This is a genomic window from Streptomyces sp. NBC_01429, from assembly GCF_036231945.1.
In the GTDB taxonomy this organism is placed as follows: Bacteria; Actinomycetota; Actinomycetes; order Streptomycetales; family Streptomycetaceae; genus Streptomyces.
The window spans coordinates 3,359,443-3,374,861 of record NZ_CP109599.1 but is presented as its reverse complement, the minus strand read 5'-3'; the positions used below and the strand labels follow the sequence as shown (position 1 = coordinate 3,374,861).

At 70.8% G+C, this 15,419-nt stretch carries 10 protein-coding genes; 6 read left to right on the top strand and 4 right to left on the bottom strand.

The window, feature by feature from the left end; genetic code table 11:
• Positions 1 to 268 precede the first annotated feature (268 nt).
• Positions 269 to 3,505: a sacsin N-terminal ATP-binding-like domain-containing protein gene (locus OG627_RS14355; protein WP_329072654.1), complete on the top strand. Its 3,237-nt coding sequence runs from the start codon at positions 269 to 271 to the stop codon at positions 3,503 to 3,505.
• Between the two features lie 106 nt (positions 3,506 to 3,611).
• On the opposite strand, the gene OG627_RS14350 is transcribed toward OG627_RS14355, so the two are convergent.
• Entirely contained in the window at positions 3,612 to 6,506 is a 2,895-nt protein-coding gene (locus OG627_RS14350; RefSeq protein ID WP_329065081.1) for an ADP-ribosyltransferase, read from the bottom strand.
• Between the two features lie 311 nt (positions 6,507 to 6,817).
• Between OG627_RS14350 and OG627_RS14345 the strand changes: the two genes are divergently transcribed.
• Entirely contained in the window at positions 6,818 to 7,702 is an 885-nt protein-coding gene (locus tag OG627_RS14345) for a DUF5707 domain-containing protein (RefSeq protein WP_329065079.1), read from the top strand.
• 141 nt (positions 7,703 to 7,843) lie between these two features.
• Here the strand turns inward: OG627_RS14345 and OG627_RS14340 are convergent, their stop codons facing one another.
• Positions 7,844 to 10,330 (bottom strand): cation-translocating P-type ATPase, encoded by a 2,487-nt coding sequence (locus tag OG627_RS14340; protein WP_329065076.1) that lies wholly within the window; start codon positions 10,328 to 10,330, stop codon positions 7,844 to 7,846.
• A gap of 193 nt (positions 10,331 to 10,523) precedes the next feature.
• Complete coding sequence (locus tag OG627_RS14335) at positions 10,524 to 10,835, bottom strand: DUF2530 domain-containing protein (RefSeq protein ID WP_329065074.1); 312 nt, start codon at positions 10,833 to 10,835, stop codon at positions 10,524 to 10,526.
• Positions 10,836 to 11,143: 308 nt separating this feature from the next.
• Here OG627_RS14335 and OG627_RS14330 point away from each other — a divergent pair, with 308 nt between their 5' ends.
• On the top strand, positions 11,144 to 12,604 hold the full coding sequence (locus tag OG627_RS14330) for an NCS2 family permease (RefSeq protein WP_329065072.1): 1,461 nt from the start codon (positions 11,144 to 11,146) through the stop codon (positions 12,602 to 12,604).
• A gap of 55 nt (positions 12,605 to 12,659) precedes the next feature.
• Here OG627_RS14330 and OG627_RS14325 read toward each other — a convergent pair whose 3' ends face one another.
• Positions 12,660 to 12,842 (bottom strand): ribbon-helix-helix protein, CopG family, encoded by a 183-nt coding sequence (locus OG627_RS14325; RefSeq protein ID WP_329065070.1) that lies wholly within the window; start codon positions 12,840 to 12,842, stop codon positions 12,660 to 12,662.
• Positions 12,843 to 12,997: 155 nt separating this feature from the next.
• On the opposite strand from OG627_RS14325, the gene OG627_RS14320 reads away from it, so the two are divergent.
• From OG627_RS14320 to OG627_RS14310, 3 genes are all read left to right on the top strand, one after another.
• A complete protein-coding gene (locus tag OG627_RS14320) occupies positions 12,998 to 13,444 on the top strand; it encodes a MarR family winged helix-turn-helix transcriptional regulator (protein ID WP_329065068.1) in 447 nt (148 codons plus the stop codon).
• A gap of 29 nt (positions 13,445 to 13,473) precedes the next feature.
• Positions 13,474 to 15,003: an MFS transporter gene (locus OG627_RS14315; RefSeq protein ID WP_329065066.1), complete on the top strand. Its 1,530-nt coding sequence runs from the start codon at positions 13,474 to 13,476 to the stop codon at positions 15,001 to 15,003.
• 106 nt (positions 15,004 to 15,109) lie between these two features.
• Positions 15,110 to 15,268: a hypothetical protein gene (locus OG627_RS14310; RefSeq protein ID WP_329065064.1), complete on the top strand. Its 159-nt coding sequence runs from the start codon at positions 15,110 to 15,112 to the stop codon at positions 15,266 to 15,268.
• Positions 15,269 to 15,419 lie beyond the last annotated feature (151 nt).

The window sequence follows — 15,419 nt, the reverse complement described above, 5'->3', positions numbered from 1 at the left end:
CACCGGCGGGAGGGGGCCGGGGGTGTCCCCCGGAAAAGCACAGCATGCCGTCCGGACATGCGCCTCCGGAGTGCCCCGGGCCCCGGCACCGTACGCACCGGGCCCGGCCCATCGCGACCACGGACCCGCGCCGGAGGCGAGCCCGCGCCGGAGGCGAGCCCGCGCCCCCGCCGGACGGCGCCTCGCGGTACGTTCGGGCCCGCACGCACGACCGGCGGGCGGACAGCAGCGGACAGAGCGGAGCCACAGGGTGAGCGGCGTGGGCGGCGTGAGCGTCAGGACGACCGAGGGGGCCGACCCGTTCGGGACGGCGCGGCTGCGGCGAGGGGTGCTGGACGCGTGGGGGGCCAGTCCCGCGCGGTTCCGGGAGGACGCCAACGCCGAGGAGGACCTCGCGCTCGGCGGCTACCGCGACCGCCTCGTCGTCGAGCTGGCGCAGAACGCCGCCGACGCCGCCGCCCGCGCCGACGTGACCGGCCGGCTGCGGCTCACCCTGCGCCCGGCGACCGCCGACGGCCCCGCCGTCCTCGCCGCCGCCAACACCGGCGCCCCCCTCGACGCGACCGGCGTCGAGTCGCTCTCCACGTTGCGCGCCTCCGCCAAGCGGGAGGGGCACGAGGCGGCCGTCGGACGGTTCGGCGTCGGGTTCGCCGCCGTGCTCTCCGTCAGCGACGAACCCGCCGTCATCGGGCGGCACGGCGGCGTCCGCTGGTCGCTCGCCGAGGCCCGCGAGCTGGCCGCCGGTCCCGCCCAGGCGAGCCCCGGCCTCGGCGACGAACTGCGGCGCAGGGACGGCCACGTACCGCTGCTGCGGCTGCCGCTGCCCGCCGAGGGCACCGCTCCGGACGGGTATGACACGGTCGTCGTCCTGCCGCTGCGTGACGCCGCCGCCACGGATCTGGTCGAGCGGCTGCTCGACGGCGTGGACGACGCGCTGCTGCTGACCCTCCCCGGACTCGCCGAGATCGCGATCGAGACCCCCGAGGGCGAGCGGACGCTGCGCAGCTCGCAGGACGGCCCCTACGTCCACGTCGAGGACTCCACGACGGCGACCAACGCGGCGACCGCCACGGCGACCAACGCGGCCACCACCCCAGCCACCACCCGCCGCTGGCGCGTCGTCAGCCACAGCGGCCCCACCGACCCCGCCCTCCTCGAAGGCCGGCCCGTCGAGGAACGCCTGCGCCCCCACTGGTCCGTGACCTGGGCCGTACCCGTGGACGGGGCGGGCGCCCCCGACCGGCCGCGTACCGCCCCCGTCGTGCACGCCCCGACGCCCACGGACGAGCCCCTCGGCGTGCCCGCCCTGCTGATCGCCTCGCTGCCGCTGGACACCACCCGGCGCCACCCCGCGCCCGGACCGCTCACGGACTTCCTGGTCGGGAAGGCCGCCGACGCGTACGCGGAACTGCTCGGCGGCTGGGAACCCCGCTCCACCGGCACGCTCGACCTCGTACCCGGCCCGCTCGGCAGGGGCGAGCTGGACGGACGGCTGCGGGCCGCGATCCTGGAACGGCTGCCCCGCGTCGCCTTCCTCGTCCCGGCCGCGCCCGCCGTCGGCGCGGACAGCGGCGAGGACCGTGGCGAGGACCGTGGCGAGGAGAACAGCGAAGGGAACGGCGACGTACCCACCGCCCTGCGCCCCTTCGAGGCCGAGGTCGTCGAGGGCGCCGGCGCCGAGACCGTACGCGTACTCGCCGAGGTGCTCCCCACGCTGCTGCCCGCCGGGCTCGAACGCCGTACGGAGCTGCGCACCCTGGGAGTCGGCCGGCTGCCGCTCGGCGACGCCATCGAGCGCATCGCCGGGGCCGAACGCCCGCCCGCCTGGTGGCGGCGGCTGTACGAGTCCCTCGCGGGCGTCGACCCCGAGCGGCTGTCCGGGCTGCCGGTGCCGCTCGCCAACGGGCGTACGACGATCGGCCCGCGCCACATCCTGCTGCCGCTGCCGGGCGCGGAGGCGGCCACGGACCTCGCCCGCCTCGGCCTCAAGGTCGCGCACCCCGACGCCGCCCACCCCCTCCTGGAGAAGCTGGGCGCGCTGCCCGCCACCCCGCGCGCCGTACTGACCACTCCGCAGGTGCGCGCGGCGGTCGCGGCCTCGCTGGACGCGGAGGAGGCGTGGGACGACGGCCTGGACGAGTCCGCCGCGCCGGACGCCGAGGAGCTGGCCGAACTCGTCCTGACCCTCGTACGGGACGCGGGCCTCGAACCCGGCGACGAGCCGTGGCTCGGCGCGCTCGCGCTGCCGGACGAGGACGGCGAGCAGGCGCCCGCCGGTGAACTCGTCCTGCCGGGCAGCGCGTTCGCCTCCGTGCTGCGCGCCGACGAACTCGCCTTCTGTGATGCCGAGCTGGCCGAACGCTGGGGCGAACAGCCCCTCGCCGCCTGTGGGGTCCTGGCCGGTTTCGCGCTCGTACGGGCCACGGACGTCGTCCTCGACCCGGACGAACTGGAGCCACGCGACAGCGACTTCGCCGAACCGGACGACGCCGGACTCCTCGACGCGGTCGACGTCTGGTGCGAGGACGCGCTCGACCGGCTGCCCGAAGGACCCGTACCGCCGGTGGCCACGGAGATCGTGGCCGTACGGGACCTGGACCTGGTGGACGACGACGCGTGGCCGAGGGCGCTGGCGCTGCTGGCCCGGCCGCCGCTGCGGGACGCGCTGATCCAGCCCGTACGGGTGCTGCTGCCGGACGGTACGACGGAGAGCGTCCGTTCGTACACCGCGTGGTGGCTGCGCGACCATCCCGTACTCGGCGGCCGGCGCCCGGCCGGACTGCGGGCCGAGGGCGGCGACCCGCTGCTGGCGGGGCTGTACGACTCCGTGGACGCGACCGGGTTCGAGGACACGCAGGTGCTGCGCGCCCTCGGCGTACGGACCTCCGTCGCCGCGCTCCTGGACGAGCCGGGCGGCGCGGCGGAGCTGCTCGGACGGCTCGCCGACCCGGAACGCGAGGTGACGTCCGGGCAGTTGCACGCGCTCTACACGGCGCTCGCCGACCTCGACCCGGACGAGGTGACGCTCCCGGACGAACTGCGCGTCGTCGTGGACGGCGTCGTACGGGTGGTCGACGCGGCGGACGCCGTCATCGCGGACGCCCCCGACCTGCTGCCTCTGGCGGCCGGGGTGCCGCTGCTGCCGGTGTCCCCGACGCGGTACGCGGAGCTGGCGGAGCTGCTCCAGGTACGGCGGCTGAGCGAGACGGTCACCGCCGAGGTGACGACGGACGGCGAGGAGCACACCGTCCCTGAGCCGGTACGCGCACTGCTGGGCGCGGAGACCCCCGGGACGTACGTCGAGCACGAGGAACTCCGCGCGGGAGACGCCGAGCTGGACTGGCGCAGGACGCCGGACGGGGTGCTGCACGCGGCGACCCTGGAGGGCGTCGCTGCCGGTCTCGCCTGGGCGGCGGGCCAGTGGCCGAGGCGCTTCGAGGCGGCGGCGCTGCTGGAGGACCTGTCGCGGACGGAGGAGCTCGCGCGGGACCGCTGGTTCGACTGACGGCGGAGGCGGTCGGCCCCGCGATAAGGAGGCCCTGTGCGACGCGACCTTCCGGTCCACGCCGCACAGGGCCTGCGTAGGGCCTACGCAGGCCCTGTGCCGGGGCTCAGCCGGTCTGCTTGACCTTGACGACCTTGACTTCCTTGCCGTCGATGACGCGTGTCTCGACGCTGGTCATCTCGAACTTTCCGTCGCGCGGGATGAGTACTTCCGATTCCTTGCCGCGGTAGCGGGAGAGCGGGTCGACGTTGCGGCCGTTGCTGGTCTCGATTTCGAGCAGCACCTTCTCGCCCTTCATGCCGCCGCCGTTGGCCCGGCCCAGGGCGGTTTCCGCCTTGCCGAGGTCGGTGGACGTGCTCAGGTACTCGGGGAAGGTGACCGGGTCACCGCCCAGGAGTTGATTGAGGACGTCTTCCGGCATGAACGTTCCCCGGTAGACGGTGAGATCGGGGACCGGAGGAAGATGGCTCAGCGCATCGTCCATCAGATCCACCTTGGCGGACGGGTCGTGGAACGATCCGGGCACCTTGCCGCCGCGCAGGTACTTGTTGAGGTCGGCGGCCCAGCTGCCGGTGTACTTGGCGATGACCCAGGCGTCCTCGGCCGTGAGGTTCTCGGTCAGGGGGTTCTTCTTGGCGATCTCCTCGACCTCCCTCGCCCAGTCCTTGCTCTCCTGGATGCCCGGCCTGTAGTCCGGAACGTCGTCCAGAGCGCGCATGGGGTCGTTCTCGGCGTCGGAGCAACTCCCGCCCTTGCCGCCATCCTTGGCGCCGTTGCCAGGCCCGTCCTCGGGGTCGTCCTTGGGGGCGTCCTTAGGGTCATCCCCCTTGTCCTTGTCGTCGTCGTTGTCGTCGTCCTTGGGCTTGGGCCTGGGCTCCGGCGGCGGCTTCGGCTCGTCGGTGAGACCGAGAGCGTTGCTGAGCTTGTCCTCGATGCTCTGGTAGGTGTCGACGCCGGCGATGGAGGCTGCGGACACCACCGCCATCACGTCCATCGGAGAGGGCCCGGGGCCGGCCGCGTACGTGACACCACGGCCGTCGATCCGCCCGGCGACCACGCGGTTACGGGCTCCGGCCGAGGCGGCGAGTGTGTAGCGGCCACTGCCTGCCGCGCCCGTGACCACGCTGCCGGAGAACGCGACGTTGGTGCCGTTCAGACAGTCGTTCTTGTCATCCTTATTGTCATCCTTGTCCTTGTCTTTGTCTTTGTCGTCGTTCCCGCCGGACGATCCGCCACTGGATCCGCCGCTGCTGCCGGTGTCCCGGCAGTTCTGCGTCATGCCCCAGGGCGCCATGACCGGCCAGCAGTCGACGCCGCCGGTCGACCCGCCGGAGCTGGAGCCGCCGCTGCTGCTGCTCCCGCCGGAGGAGCCACCGGAACTCGACCCGCCGGACGAGCCACCGCTGCTGCCGCCGCTCGAACCGCCCGAACTCGAACCGCCGGAACTCGAACCGCCGGACGAGCCACCGCTGCTGCCGCCGCTCGAACCGCCCGAACTCGAACCGCCGGACGAGCCGCCGCTGCTGCCGCCGGATGAGCCGCCGCTGCTGCCGCCCGAGGAACCGCCACTGGATCCGCCGGAGCTTGAACCACCGGAAGAGCTGCCGCCGGAAGAGCTGCCACCGGAAGAGCTGCCGCCGGAAGAGCTGCCACCGGAGGAGCTGCCGCCGGAGGATCCGCCGTTGCTCGATCCGCCTGAACTGGACCCGCCGGAGGATCCTCCCGACGAGCCCCCGGACGAGCCCCCGGAGCTTGAGCCGCCCGAACTCGATCCGCCGGACGAGCCACCGCTGCTGCTGCCGCCGGAGCTGGAGCCGCCCGAGGCACCGCCCGCCGCCGCGCCGCCGCCGTTGTCGTTACCGCCGTCGCTCCCACCGGAGTTCGACCCGCCGGAGTTCGAGCCCCCGGAGTTCGACCCACCGGAGCTGGAGCCGCCCGAACTGGAACCGCCCGAGGCACCACCTACGACGGCGCCCCCGTCGTCGTCATCGTCTTCTCCACCACTGCTGCCACCGGAGTTGTTCCCGCCGGAGTTGCTGCCACCGGAGTTGCTGCCACCGGAGTTGGACCCGCCCGAGTTGGACCCACCCGAGTTGTTTCCCCCGGAGTCGGAGCCGCCGGACGAGCCGCCGGAGGCGACGCCGCCCGAGCTTCCACCGGAACTTCCCCCAGAGACACCCCCGGAATCGCCACCCGAAGCACCTCCCGAAGCACCGCCGGAGCTTCCGCCCGAGTCACCGCCGCCGGAAGCGCCCCCCGAGGCGCCGCCTGCCGAGTCGCCACCACCGTTACCGCCGCCTGCTGAGTCACCGCCACCGTTACCGCCGCCCCCGGCCGCGTCGTTGGAGCAGTCGCCGCCGAGGATGTTGCAGACCGCGGTCTGGAGACCGCCCGAGATCTGGTTGCCCACGCCGCTGAAGACCAGCGTTCCGATGATCAGGGCGACCAGGGAGACCAGGCCCACGTACTCCACGGTCGACTGACCGCGATTCCGGCGCCACCCGATCAGATGCGGAATCGACGGGACCAGGTCCCGACGTAGTCGCTCAGGCGTCCAGCGTGGCCGTACGGCCCGCCGTTCCGGGGGCAGTTCGAACCAGTCGCGGCTGGCGCCGACGCTGACCAGCGCGAGCAGAGCGCCCGGCAGGAGCAGCTGGCTGAGGCCGCGCGTGGACCCCCCGTACAGATTGGCGATGCCGCCGATCAGCAGCCACGCCTGGAGAGCGGTCAGCGCGTACCTGACCGCCGCGCCACCGGTCCACAGGAGCCGCGCCAGGATCACGGCGGCGATTCCCGGCGTCATCGCGTACAGCGCGGCCAGAGTGAGCGTCGGTGTGACGCGGCTGCCCAGTTCCAGCAGTGAGTTCAGCACGCCCACGCCGCCCAGCAGCGTGAGAACGAACATCAGATACAGCAGGACCCGCGTCATGACGAGGGAGCGCGGCAACTCCCAGCGATGCGCGGGTATGCCGGCCTGGAGAGCCAGGCTCTTCGAGTTCAACAACGGAGACCTTTCCGCCACACCACCGACGATGTCGGCCCAGCCCCCCGACCACGGCACGTATATATCCGCACACTAGAGAGGCGTGCCCCGCAGTCGAAGGGCCCGTGGGCCCACCTCGGGGCCCAAGCGGGGCCCAGACGTCCGGCCGAATAAACGATCTTCGCAATTACTTCATATTTTTGTACAACCATTCGTGTGTGTCTCCGGTCTGGTCAGTCGGATCGGCAGCTCCGCGGATCCGATTGACACATGGGCCCCGCCGCGGCGGACAACGCGCCGCGAGGCCCCGTCTCCACTGGGGGAAACACATGCGTACGCGCGCCACTGTTGCCGTTGTCTCCGGCGCCCTGGCCCTGTCCGCTCTCGCCGTGCCGGCCTCGCAGGCCGCGCAGTCCGGCGACCGCGTGCCCGCCCCGCTCGCCGGCTGGTCGTGGCAGGGCGGCTCCGCCACCGCGCACACGCCGAAGGCGCAGGGTTTCGCGGCGAAGGCCGCCGAGGCGCCGGTGATCAGCAAGACCGTGGTGAACGGTGGCAAGCCGATCATCGTCGGCACCACGGCCGCCAAGAAGGTGTCGATCGCGATCACCGCGTCGCACCCCTCGGGCATCGCCGACGCCGCCACCATCCTGTGGATCGGCTCCGATCTCCAGGACGAGAACGCCGACGACCTCTTCTGGTTCGAGCAGAACGAGGACAAGGCGTCGTGCAAGGCGGCCAACGCCACCACCTCGACCTGCACGCTCTCCATCACGGTCGACCCGGCCTGGCTGATCAACACGGACGCCACGAACTGGAAGGTCGGCGCGCTCGCGATCGCCAAGGACGACTCGTACGTCCAGAAGGACAACTACACCAAGATCCGGCTCCAGCGGCTGTCCAAGCTGACGGTCGCCGCGACCCCGAAGCCGGTCAAGAAGGGCAAGACCCTCACGGTCACGGGGAAGCTGTCGCGTGCCAACTGGGACACGGCGAAGTACGCGGGGTACGCGGGGCAGTCCGTGAAGCTCCAGTTCCGTAAGAAGAACAGCTCCACCTACACGACCATCAAGACGGTCAAGGGTTCCAACACCGGTGCGCTGAAGACCACCACCACGAAGACGACGGCCGAGGGTTACTGGCGCTGGAGCTTCGCCGGTACGACGACCACTCCGGCGGTCAACGCGGCGGGCACCCTCGTCAAGATCAAGAAGTAGGACGCATCACCCGCGTATCACCCGCATAACCAAGCAGGAGGGGCCCGGCATTGTCTGCCGGGCCCCTCCTCCGTGACGTCCACTTTCACGCGGGCACCCTCATGCGGACATCGTCACGCGGACACCCTCATGCGGACATCGTCACGCGGGCATCTTCCGCCCCACCAGCCGCCAGCAGTACTCCAGCGCCGCCGACGCCACCACCGCGATCGCCACCGCCGTCCACGGCATCACCGCGCCCACCAGCTTCAGCGCGAAGAAGTGCTGAAGCGCGGGCACCGCCAGTACCACCAGGAACGCCACCCCCATCGAGACCACCAGCGCCACCCGCCACCACGTGTACGGGCGGGCCACGATCGCCAGCACCCAGATGGAGACCAGGAACAGCGTGAGCGTGGCCGCGCTGGTCTCCGCCTCCAGGGAGTCGGGACCGGTGTAGTAGCTGCGGGCGATCAGGTACGTGACGAACGTGGCGATGCCCGCGATCAGGCCCGAGGGAATCGCGTAACGCATCACCCGGCGCACGAAGTTCGGCTGCGCGCGCTCCGTGTTCGGCGCCAGCGCCAGGAAGAACGCCGGGATGCCGATCGTCAGCGTCGACAGCAGCGTCAGATGGCGCGGCAGGAACGGGTACTCCACCTGGAAGCAGGCCACCAGGATCGCCAGCAGCACCGAGTAGACCGTCTTCGTGAGGAAGAGGGTCGCCACCCGGGTGATGTTGCCGATGACCCGGCGGCCCTCGGCCACCACGGACGGCAGCGTCGCGAAGCTGTTGTTCATCAGGACGATCTGCGCGACCGCCCGCGTCGCCTCCGACCCCGAGCCCATCGACACGCCGATGTCCGCGTCCTTGAGCGCGAGGACGTCGTTGACGCCGTCCCCGGTCATCGCGACCGTATGGCCGCGCGATTGCAGCGCGCCGACCATGTCGCGCTTCTGCTGCGGGGTGACCCGGCCGAAGACCGCGCCCGATTCGAGCGCCCCGGCCATCTCCTCCTGACCGGCCGGCAGCCGCCGCGCGTCGACGGTGTGCTCCGCGCCCGCCAGCCCCAGCTTCGCGGCGACCGCGCCGACCGAGACCGCGTTGTCGCCCGAGATGACCTTGGCGGCGACGTTCTGGTCGGCGAAGTACGCGAGGGTCTCGGCCGCGTCGGGCCGCAGCCGCTGCTCCAGGACCACCAGCGCGGTCGGCTCCGCGCCCGCCGCAGCTTCGGGGGAGTCCAGTTCGGCATGGGCGCGGGCGAGCAGCAGGACGCGCAGGCCCTGCTGGTTGAGGTGGTCGACCTCGGTGAGGGCCGGGTCGTCCTCGCCGAGCAGCACATCGGGCGCGCCGAGCAGCCAGCGCGCCGGCCGGCCGGCCGCCTCCTCGAACGCCGCGCCGCTGTACTTGCGTACGGAAGAGAAGGGCAGCGCCGCCGTCACCGGCCACTCGCCCCGGTCCCCGCGATAGGCGTCGTTGATCGCCGTGAGGCTGGCGTTGGGGCGCGGATCGGAGGCGCCGATCGCGCCGAGCACCTGCCGTACGTACGCCTCGTCCGCGCCGCCCAGCGGTCGCAGCTCGCTGACGTCCATCCCGCCCTCGGTGAGCGTGCCCGTCTTGTCGAGGCAGACGACATTGACGCGCGCCAGCCCCTCGATGGCGGGCAGTTCCTGGACGAGGACCTTCATCCGGCCGAGCCGGATGACGCCGATCGCGAAGGCGACGGAGGTGAGCAGCACCAGCCCCTCGGGGATCATCGGGACGATGCCGCCGACGGTCCTGGCGATCGAGTTCTTGAAGTCGTTCTGCTTGACGACGAGCTGGCTGAGGATGAGCCCGAGCGCGGTCGGGATCATCATCCAGGTGACGTACTTGAGGATGGTGCTGATGCCGTTGCGCAGCTCGGAGTCGACCAGCGTGAACCGGGACGCCTCCTCGGCGAGCTGCGCGGCGTAGGCGTCGCGGCCGACCTTCGTCGCGTGGAACGCGCCGCCGCCCACGACCACGAAGCTGCCGGACATCACCGTGTCGCCGGGGCGCTTCAGTACGGGGTCGGCCTCGCCGGTGAGGAGCGACTCGTCGATTTCGAGGCTGTCGGCCTCCGCCACCACGCCGTCGACCACGACCTTGTCGCCCGGCCCCAGCTCGATGAGGTCCCCGAGGACGATCTCGGAGGTGGAGATCTCGGCCGCGACGCCGTCCCGCCGTACGGTCGGCTTCGCCTCGCCGATGACCGCGAGACCGTCGAGGGTCTTCTTGGCGCGCAGCTCCTGGATGATGCCGATACCGGTGTTGGCGATGATCACGAACCCGAAGAGGGTGTCCTGGATCGGCGCGACGAAGAACATGATCACCCAGAGCACGCCGATGATCGCGTTGAAGCGGGTGAAGACGTTGCCCCGGACGATCTCGGCGGTGGAGCGGCTGCTGCGGACCGGTACGTCGTTGATCTCGCCCCGCGCGACGTGTTCCGCCACCTCGGCCGCTGTCAGACCGGTGTGCCGGCCTGCGGGCTCGGGCGGCTGCATGGGGTGCACGGGGTCGAGTTCGGCGCCCGCGTCGATGGCCGGGCCATGCGATCCACGGCCGTGCGGCTCGGGGCCATGGGGCTCGGGGCCGTCGGTGTCGATCTTCGCCCGCTGCGTCATGGTAATGACGGTAAGGCCGGAGGGGCGGCTTCACCCGCCGACCAGGCAGAAGATCAGACTCCGGGACGACGAGGATCGTACCCAGGCAGGAGGGCCCGGCCGCCGGAACGGCACTTTGGGCAGGGTGCGGGCACGGTCTTCTGGTGTGACTGACGTGACGGGTGTGACTGGCGGGACCGGTACGACCAGGGCCTCAGCCGTCGGTTCCTTCCGGGTCCGGCCCGGCCCCTGCCCCTGCCCCGGAGTCTTCGGCGGCCGCCGCGCGCTTGAGGGCCGCGTCCCGGCCGCGTACGTACCAGATGCCGATGAGGCCGAGTCCGGTGCCGGCGAGACAGGTCCAGATCAGCCAGACGTGCCCGTGGTCGCTGTACCAGCCGTAGAACGGGAGCTGGAGGAGGAAGAGCGCGAACCAGATGATCGTGCCGCCCGTGACGGTGCCGACGACCGGCCCCTCCAGGGGCTCGGGTGCCGGGTGCCGGGGGTTTCCCGTCAGAAAGCCGCTCATGGAGGTCAGTCTATGCGGGGGTGTGCGCGGGGGTGCCGCCGTGCCGGTCCGTGGGGTGGGCGGGGGTGCGGGCGGGTGCGAGCGGGGTGGAACGGAGCAGATGACACAAGGGTCTACGCGCGGAGATAGCGATCTTGGGTTCCCATATTCATACTGATGTATTCATACTGAAACCGTTTGCTGGCTGACTTGTTTTGTTCGTTCGACCATCCAGAATCGGTCAGCCCTGTTGTCTGTTGCCCGCTGTCAGCCGCGTCACCGTCGCCGCGCGTCCCCCCATCCCTCCCGTATGACGACTGAGGTCCCGCATGCCATCCTCGGCCACCGCTCCGGTCGGTTCCGACGCCCAGCCCCCGGCTTCCGGCTCCGGACAGCCGTCCGGCGGACTCGACCGCTACTTCAGGATCTCGGAGCGCGGCTCCACCGTCGGTCGTGAGGTACGCGGCGGATTCGCCACCTTCTTCGCGATGGCCTACATCATCGTGCTGAACCCGATCATCCTCGGCAGCGCGAAGGACATGTACGGGCATCAGCTCGACAACGGCCAGCTGGTCACCGCGACCGTGCTGACCGCCGCCTTCTCCACCCTCCTCATGGGCGTCATCGGCAATGTGCCGATCGCGCTCGCGGCCGGTCTCGGCGTCAACACGATCGTCGCCCTCCAGCTCGCCCCCCGGATGAGCTGGCCCGACGCCATGGGCATGGTCGTCCTCGCCGGGTTCGTGGTGATGCTGCTGGTGGCGACCGGGCTGCGCGAGCGCGTGATGAGCGCGGTGCCCACCGGACTGCGCAAGGGCATCGCGATCGGCATCGGCCTGTTCATCATGCTGATCGGCCTGGTCGACTCCGGCTTCGTCTCCCGCATCCCGGACGTCGCGCAGACCACCGTCCCGCTCCAGCTCGGCGGCAACGGCCATCTGCACGGCTGGCCGGTCCTGGTCTTCGCCCTCGGGGTGCTGCTCACGATCGTCCTGATCATCCGCAAGGTGCGGGGCGCGATCCTGATCTCCATCGTCGCGATGACCGTGCTCGCGATGATCATCGACTCGCTCGTGAAGGTGCCCAGCTGGGGCCTGACCACCCCGAAGTGGCCCGGCAACCCGGTCTCCAGCCCCGACTTCGGCCTCTTCTGGCACTTCAGCCCCTTCGGCGGCTTCGAGAAGGTCGGCGTGCTCACCGGCCTGCTGTTCGTCTTCACCGTGCTGCTGTCCTGCTTCTTCGACGCGATGGGCACGATCCTCGGCGTCGGCGACGAGGCCAAGCTGATGGACGAGAAGGGCAACCTCCCCGGGATCAACAAGGTCCTCTTCGTCGACGGCATCGCGGTCGCGGCCGGCGGCGCCGGCTCCGCCTCGGCGAACACCTGCTTCGTGGAATCCACGGCCGGGGTCGGCGAGGGCGCCAGGACGGGCCTGGCATCCGTCGTGACCGGCGCGCTCTTCGCGGTGGCGCTGTTCCTCACGCCGCTGGCGACGATGGTCCCGTCCCAGGCGGCGACGCCCGCCCTGGTGGCGGTCGGCTTCCTGATCCTCGCCGGGTCCGTACGGGACATCGACTGGGGCGACTTCACCATCGCCGTACCGGCCTTCCTGGCCATGGTGATGATGCCGTTCACCTACTCGATCACCAACGGCATCGGCATCGGCTTCATCACCTTCAGCGTGCTGCGCCTGGCGACCGGGCGGGGCCGCGAGGTGCCGGTGGCGATGTACGCCGTGTCGGCGGTGTTCGTCTTCTACTACGCGATGCCGGCGCTGGGGCTGACGTGACCGGGTCGGGGTCGGGGGCGGGGTCTGCCGCTGTCCGTTCCGCTTCGTTCCGGCGTCACGTCACGCCGTAGAACTTCTCCGTCTCGTCGACCGCCACTTTGAAGCGTTCGTCGAAATCATCGCGAATGAGCGTCTGGGCCACATAGTCCTGGACGCTCATTCCGCGTCTGGCGGCATGCTGCCGGAGCCGGTCGAGCAGCTCACCATCTATCCGCAGGCTGAGCACTGTCGATCCCATACGGACCAGGTTCAGGGTTGATTGCGGCTCGTCGCGACACTTTCCGGAGCAAGCTCACTCGTACGAGTGACTGCCCGGTCACGGTACGAGGTGCCGTGAGAGGGTGTCGTCTTCCCGGTGGTATTTAGCATGGGTAATGAGTTAACCTAACAAACATGTCTGACCTGCCCCACGGCGACGACAACGAGAACGACGCCGCCGTGAACGCTCTCCGCTCCGCCGTCATGCGGCTGGGCCGGCGTCTGAAGCACCAGCGTGTGGACGAATCGCTGAGCCCGACCGAGATGTCGGTGCTGGGCACCCTCGCCCGCTGTGGCTCGGCCACCCCGGGCGAGCTGGCCCGCAAGGAGCACGTGCAGCCGCCGTCGATGACCCGCATCGTGGCGCTGCTCGAAGCGAAGGGTCTCGTCAGGCTGGAGCCGCACCCCGACGACCGTCGGCAGAAGGTGGTCAGCCAGACCGAGCAGGCCGAGGCGATGCTCGAAGAGAGCCGCCGCAAGCGCAACGTCTGGCTGGCGTCCCTCGCCGAGGGCCTGGACGAGGACGAGTGGGCGAAGCTGCGCGCTGCCGCCCCCGTGCTGGAGAAGCTCGCCCATTTGTAATCCGCGCGCCGTCAGGAGGCGAACCCCCATTGAGTACGGGATCCGGAGCAGACTCCGCCCCCGCACCGAAATCCACCCACGACAGCAGGACGCACGACAGCACCACGCATGACAGCCCGGCCCCCGGAAGCCCGATACGGGACGGCCGGACCGGGCCCGAGGCCACCACACCCGAGGGCACCGCGCCCGACGCCACCGCACGTGACGTCGTCACACCCGATGTCACCACCTCCGAGGCACCGGCCGAGACGGCCGAGACGCGCGAGGCCGGAACCGGCGGCAGCGGCGGCACCTTCTCGTCGCTGAAGATCCGCAACTACCGTCTGTTCGCGACGGGCGCCGTCGTCTCCAACATCGGTACGTGGATGTCCCGCATCACCCAGGACTGGCTGGTCCTCAGCCTCACCGGGTCATCGGCGGCCGTCGGCATCACGACAGCCCTCCAGTTCCTGCCGATGCTGCTCTTCGGCCTGTACGGCGGAGTCATCGCCGACCGCTACCCCAAGCGTCAGCTCCTGCTCTTCACCCAGAGCGCGATGGCGCTGTGCGGGATCTCCCTCGCCGTACTGACCCTCTCCGGGCACGTCCAGGTCTGGCACGTCTATCTGATCGCCTTCATGCTCGGCATGGTCACGGTCATCGACAACCCCACCCGGCAGTCCTTCGTCTCCGAGATGGTCGGCCCCGACCAACTGCGCAACGCGGTCAGCCTCAACTCGGCCAACTTCCAGTCCGCCCGGCTCATCGGCCCGGCGGTGGCGGGCGTACTGATCACCACGGTCGGCAGTGGCTGGGCCTTCATGCTGAACGGCCTGTCCTTCATCGCCCCGCTGGCCGGACTCCTCCTGATGCGCCAGCACGAGCTGCACAAGTCCGTCCTCGTCCCACGCGGAAAGGGCCAGCTCAGGGAGGGGCTGCGCTATGTGCGCGGACGTCCCGAACTGATCTGGCCCATCGTCCTGGTCGGTTTCGTCGGCACGTTCGGCTTCAACTTCCCGATCTGGCTGACGGCCTTCGCCCACGAGATCTTCCACGGCGGCGCCGGCATGTACGCCTTCTTCAACATCCTGATGGCGGCGGGCTCTCTCGCGGGCGCCCTGCTCTCCGCCCGCCGCCGCTCCAGCCGGATCCTGATGCTGGTCCTCGCGGCGATGGGGTTCGGCCTGCTGGAGATCCTGGTCTCCGTCTCGCCGTCCGTCTGGCTGTTCTCGCTGCTGCTCCTGCCGATCGGCATGATCGGCCTGACGGTCAACGTCAGCGCCAACACGAGCGTCCAGATGGCCTCCGACCCGGAGATGCGCGGCCGGGTGATGAGCCTCTACATGATGGTCTTCGTCGGCGGGACCCCCATAGGCGGCCCGCTCCTCGGCTGGGTCACCGATACCTACGGCGCCCGCATCGGCTTTGCTGCGGGCGGCGTGGTCTCCCTGATCGCGGCGGCGGCCGTCGGTCTGGTGCTGACCCGGGTGGCGGGGGTACGGCTGAAGGTCGACCTGCGCGGCGGACGCCCGCACATGGCGTTCGTACCGAAGGAACGCGAGCTGGCGACGGCCGCGTGAGCGTGCGGCGGCCCCGACCGGGCGGGTTCCGGTCGGGGCCGCCGCTTTTCCGGGCTCAGCCGCGAGGGAACCTGTCGGAATCGTTTCCATGAGCGTGAGGAGCCCCATGCCTCGGGAGGTGCGCGAGCTGGCTCTCGTCCACAGCCGGCTGCCGGTCTCCGGGGAGCCGGGGGAGCGGCCCTCGTACGAAACGATCGCGCGCTGCCGCCTGGGCAGGGCCGCGCGGGGGCACCCGGGCGACGGTGCTGCCACCTGCGGCCGTTAGGCTCGACGCGTGGACCCCAAAACCCGTAACCGCATCATGGCCGGCGTGCTTGTGCTGATGTTCGCGATCATCGCCGTGGCGGCCGCTGTCGGCTAGGCCGTGTCCGGCACATGGCGCCGTCCGCCCGGAGGGCGGGGTTCGCGACGTCCGG

Excerpts from the sequence above, each read along its gene's own strand:
- OG627_RS14345 (WP_329065079.1), top strand. The coding sequence starts at position 6,818 with ATGCGTACGCGCGCCACTGTTGCCGTTGTCTCCGGCGCCCTGGCCCTG.
- OG627_RS14330 (WP_329065072.1), top strand. The coding sequence starts at position 11,144 with ATGCCATCCTCGGCCACCGCTCCGGTCGGTTCCGACGCCCAGCCCCCG.
- OG627_RS14325 (WP_329065070.1), bottom strand. The coding sequence starts at position 12,842 with ATGGGATCGACAGTGCTCAGCCTGCGGATAGATGGTGAGCTGCTCGAC.
- OG627_RS14340 (WP_329065076.1), bottom strand. The coding sequence starts at position 10,330 with ATGACGCAGCGGGCGAAGATCGACACCGACGGCCCCGAGCCCCATGGC.
- OG627_RS14310 (WP_329065064.1), top strand. The coding sequence starts at position 15,110 with ATGCCTCGGGAGGTGCGCGAGCTGGCTCTCGTCCACAGCCGGCTGCCG.
- OG627_RS14320 (WP_329065068.1), top strand. The coding sequence starts at position 12,998 with ATGTCTGACCTGCCCCACGGCGACGACAACGAGAACGACGCCGCCGTG.
- OG627_RS14335 (WP_329065074.1), bottom strand. The coding sequence starts at position 10,835 with ATGAGCGGCTTTCTGACGGGAAACCCCCGGCACCCGGCACCCGAGCCC.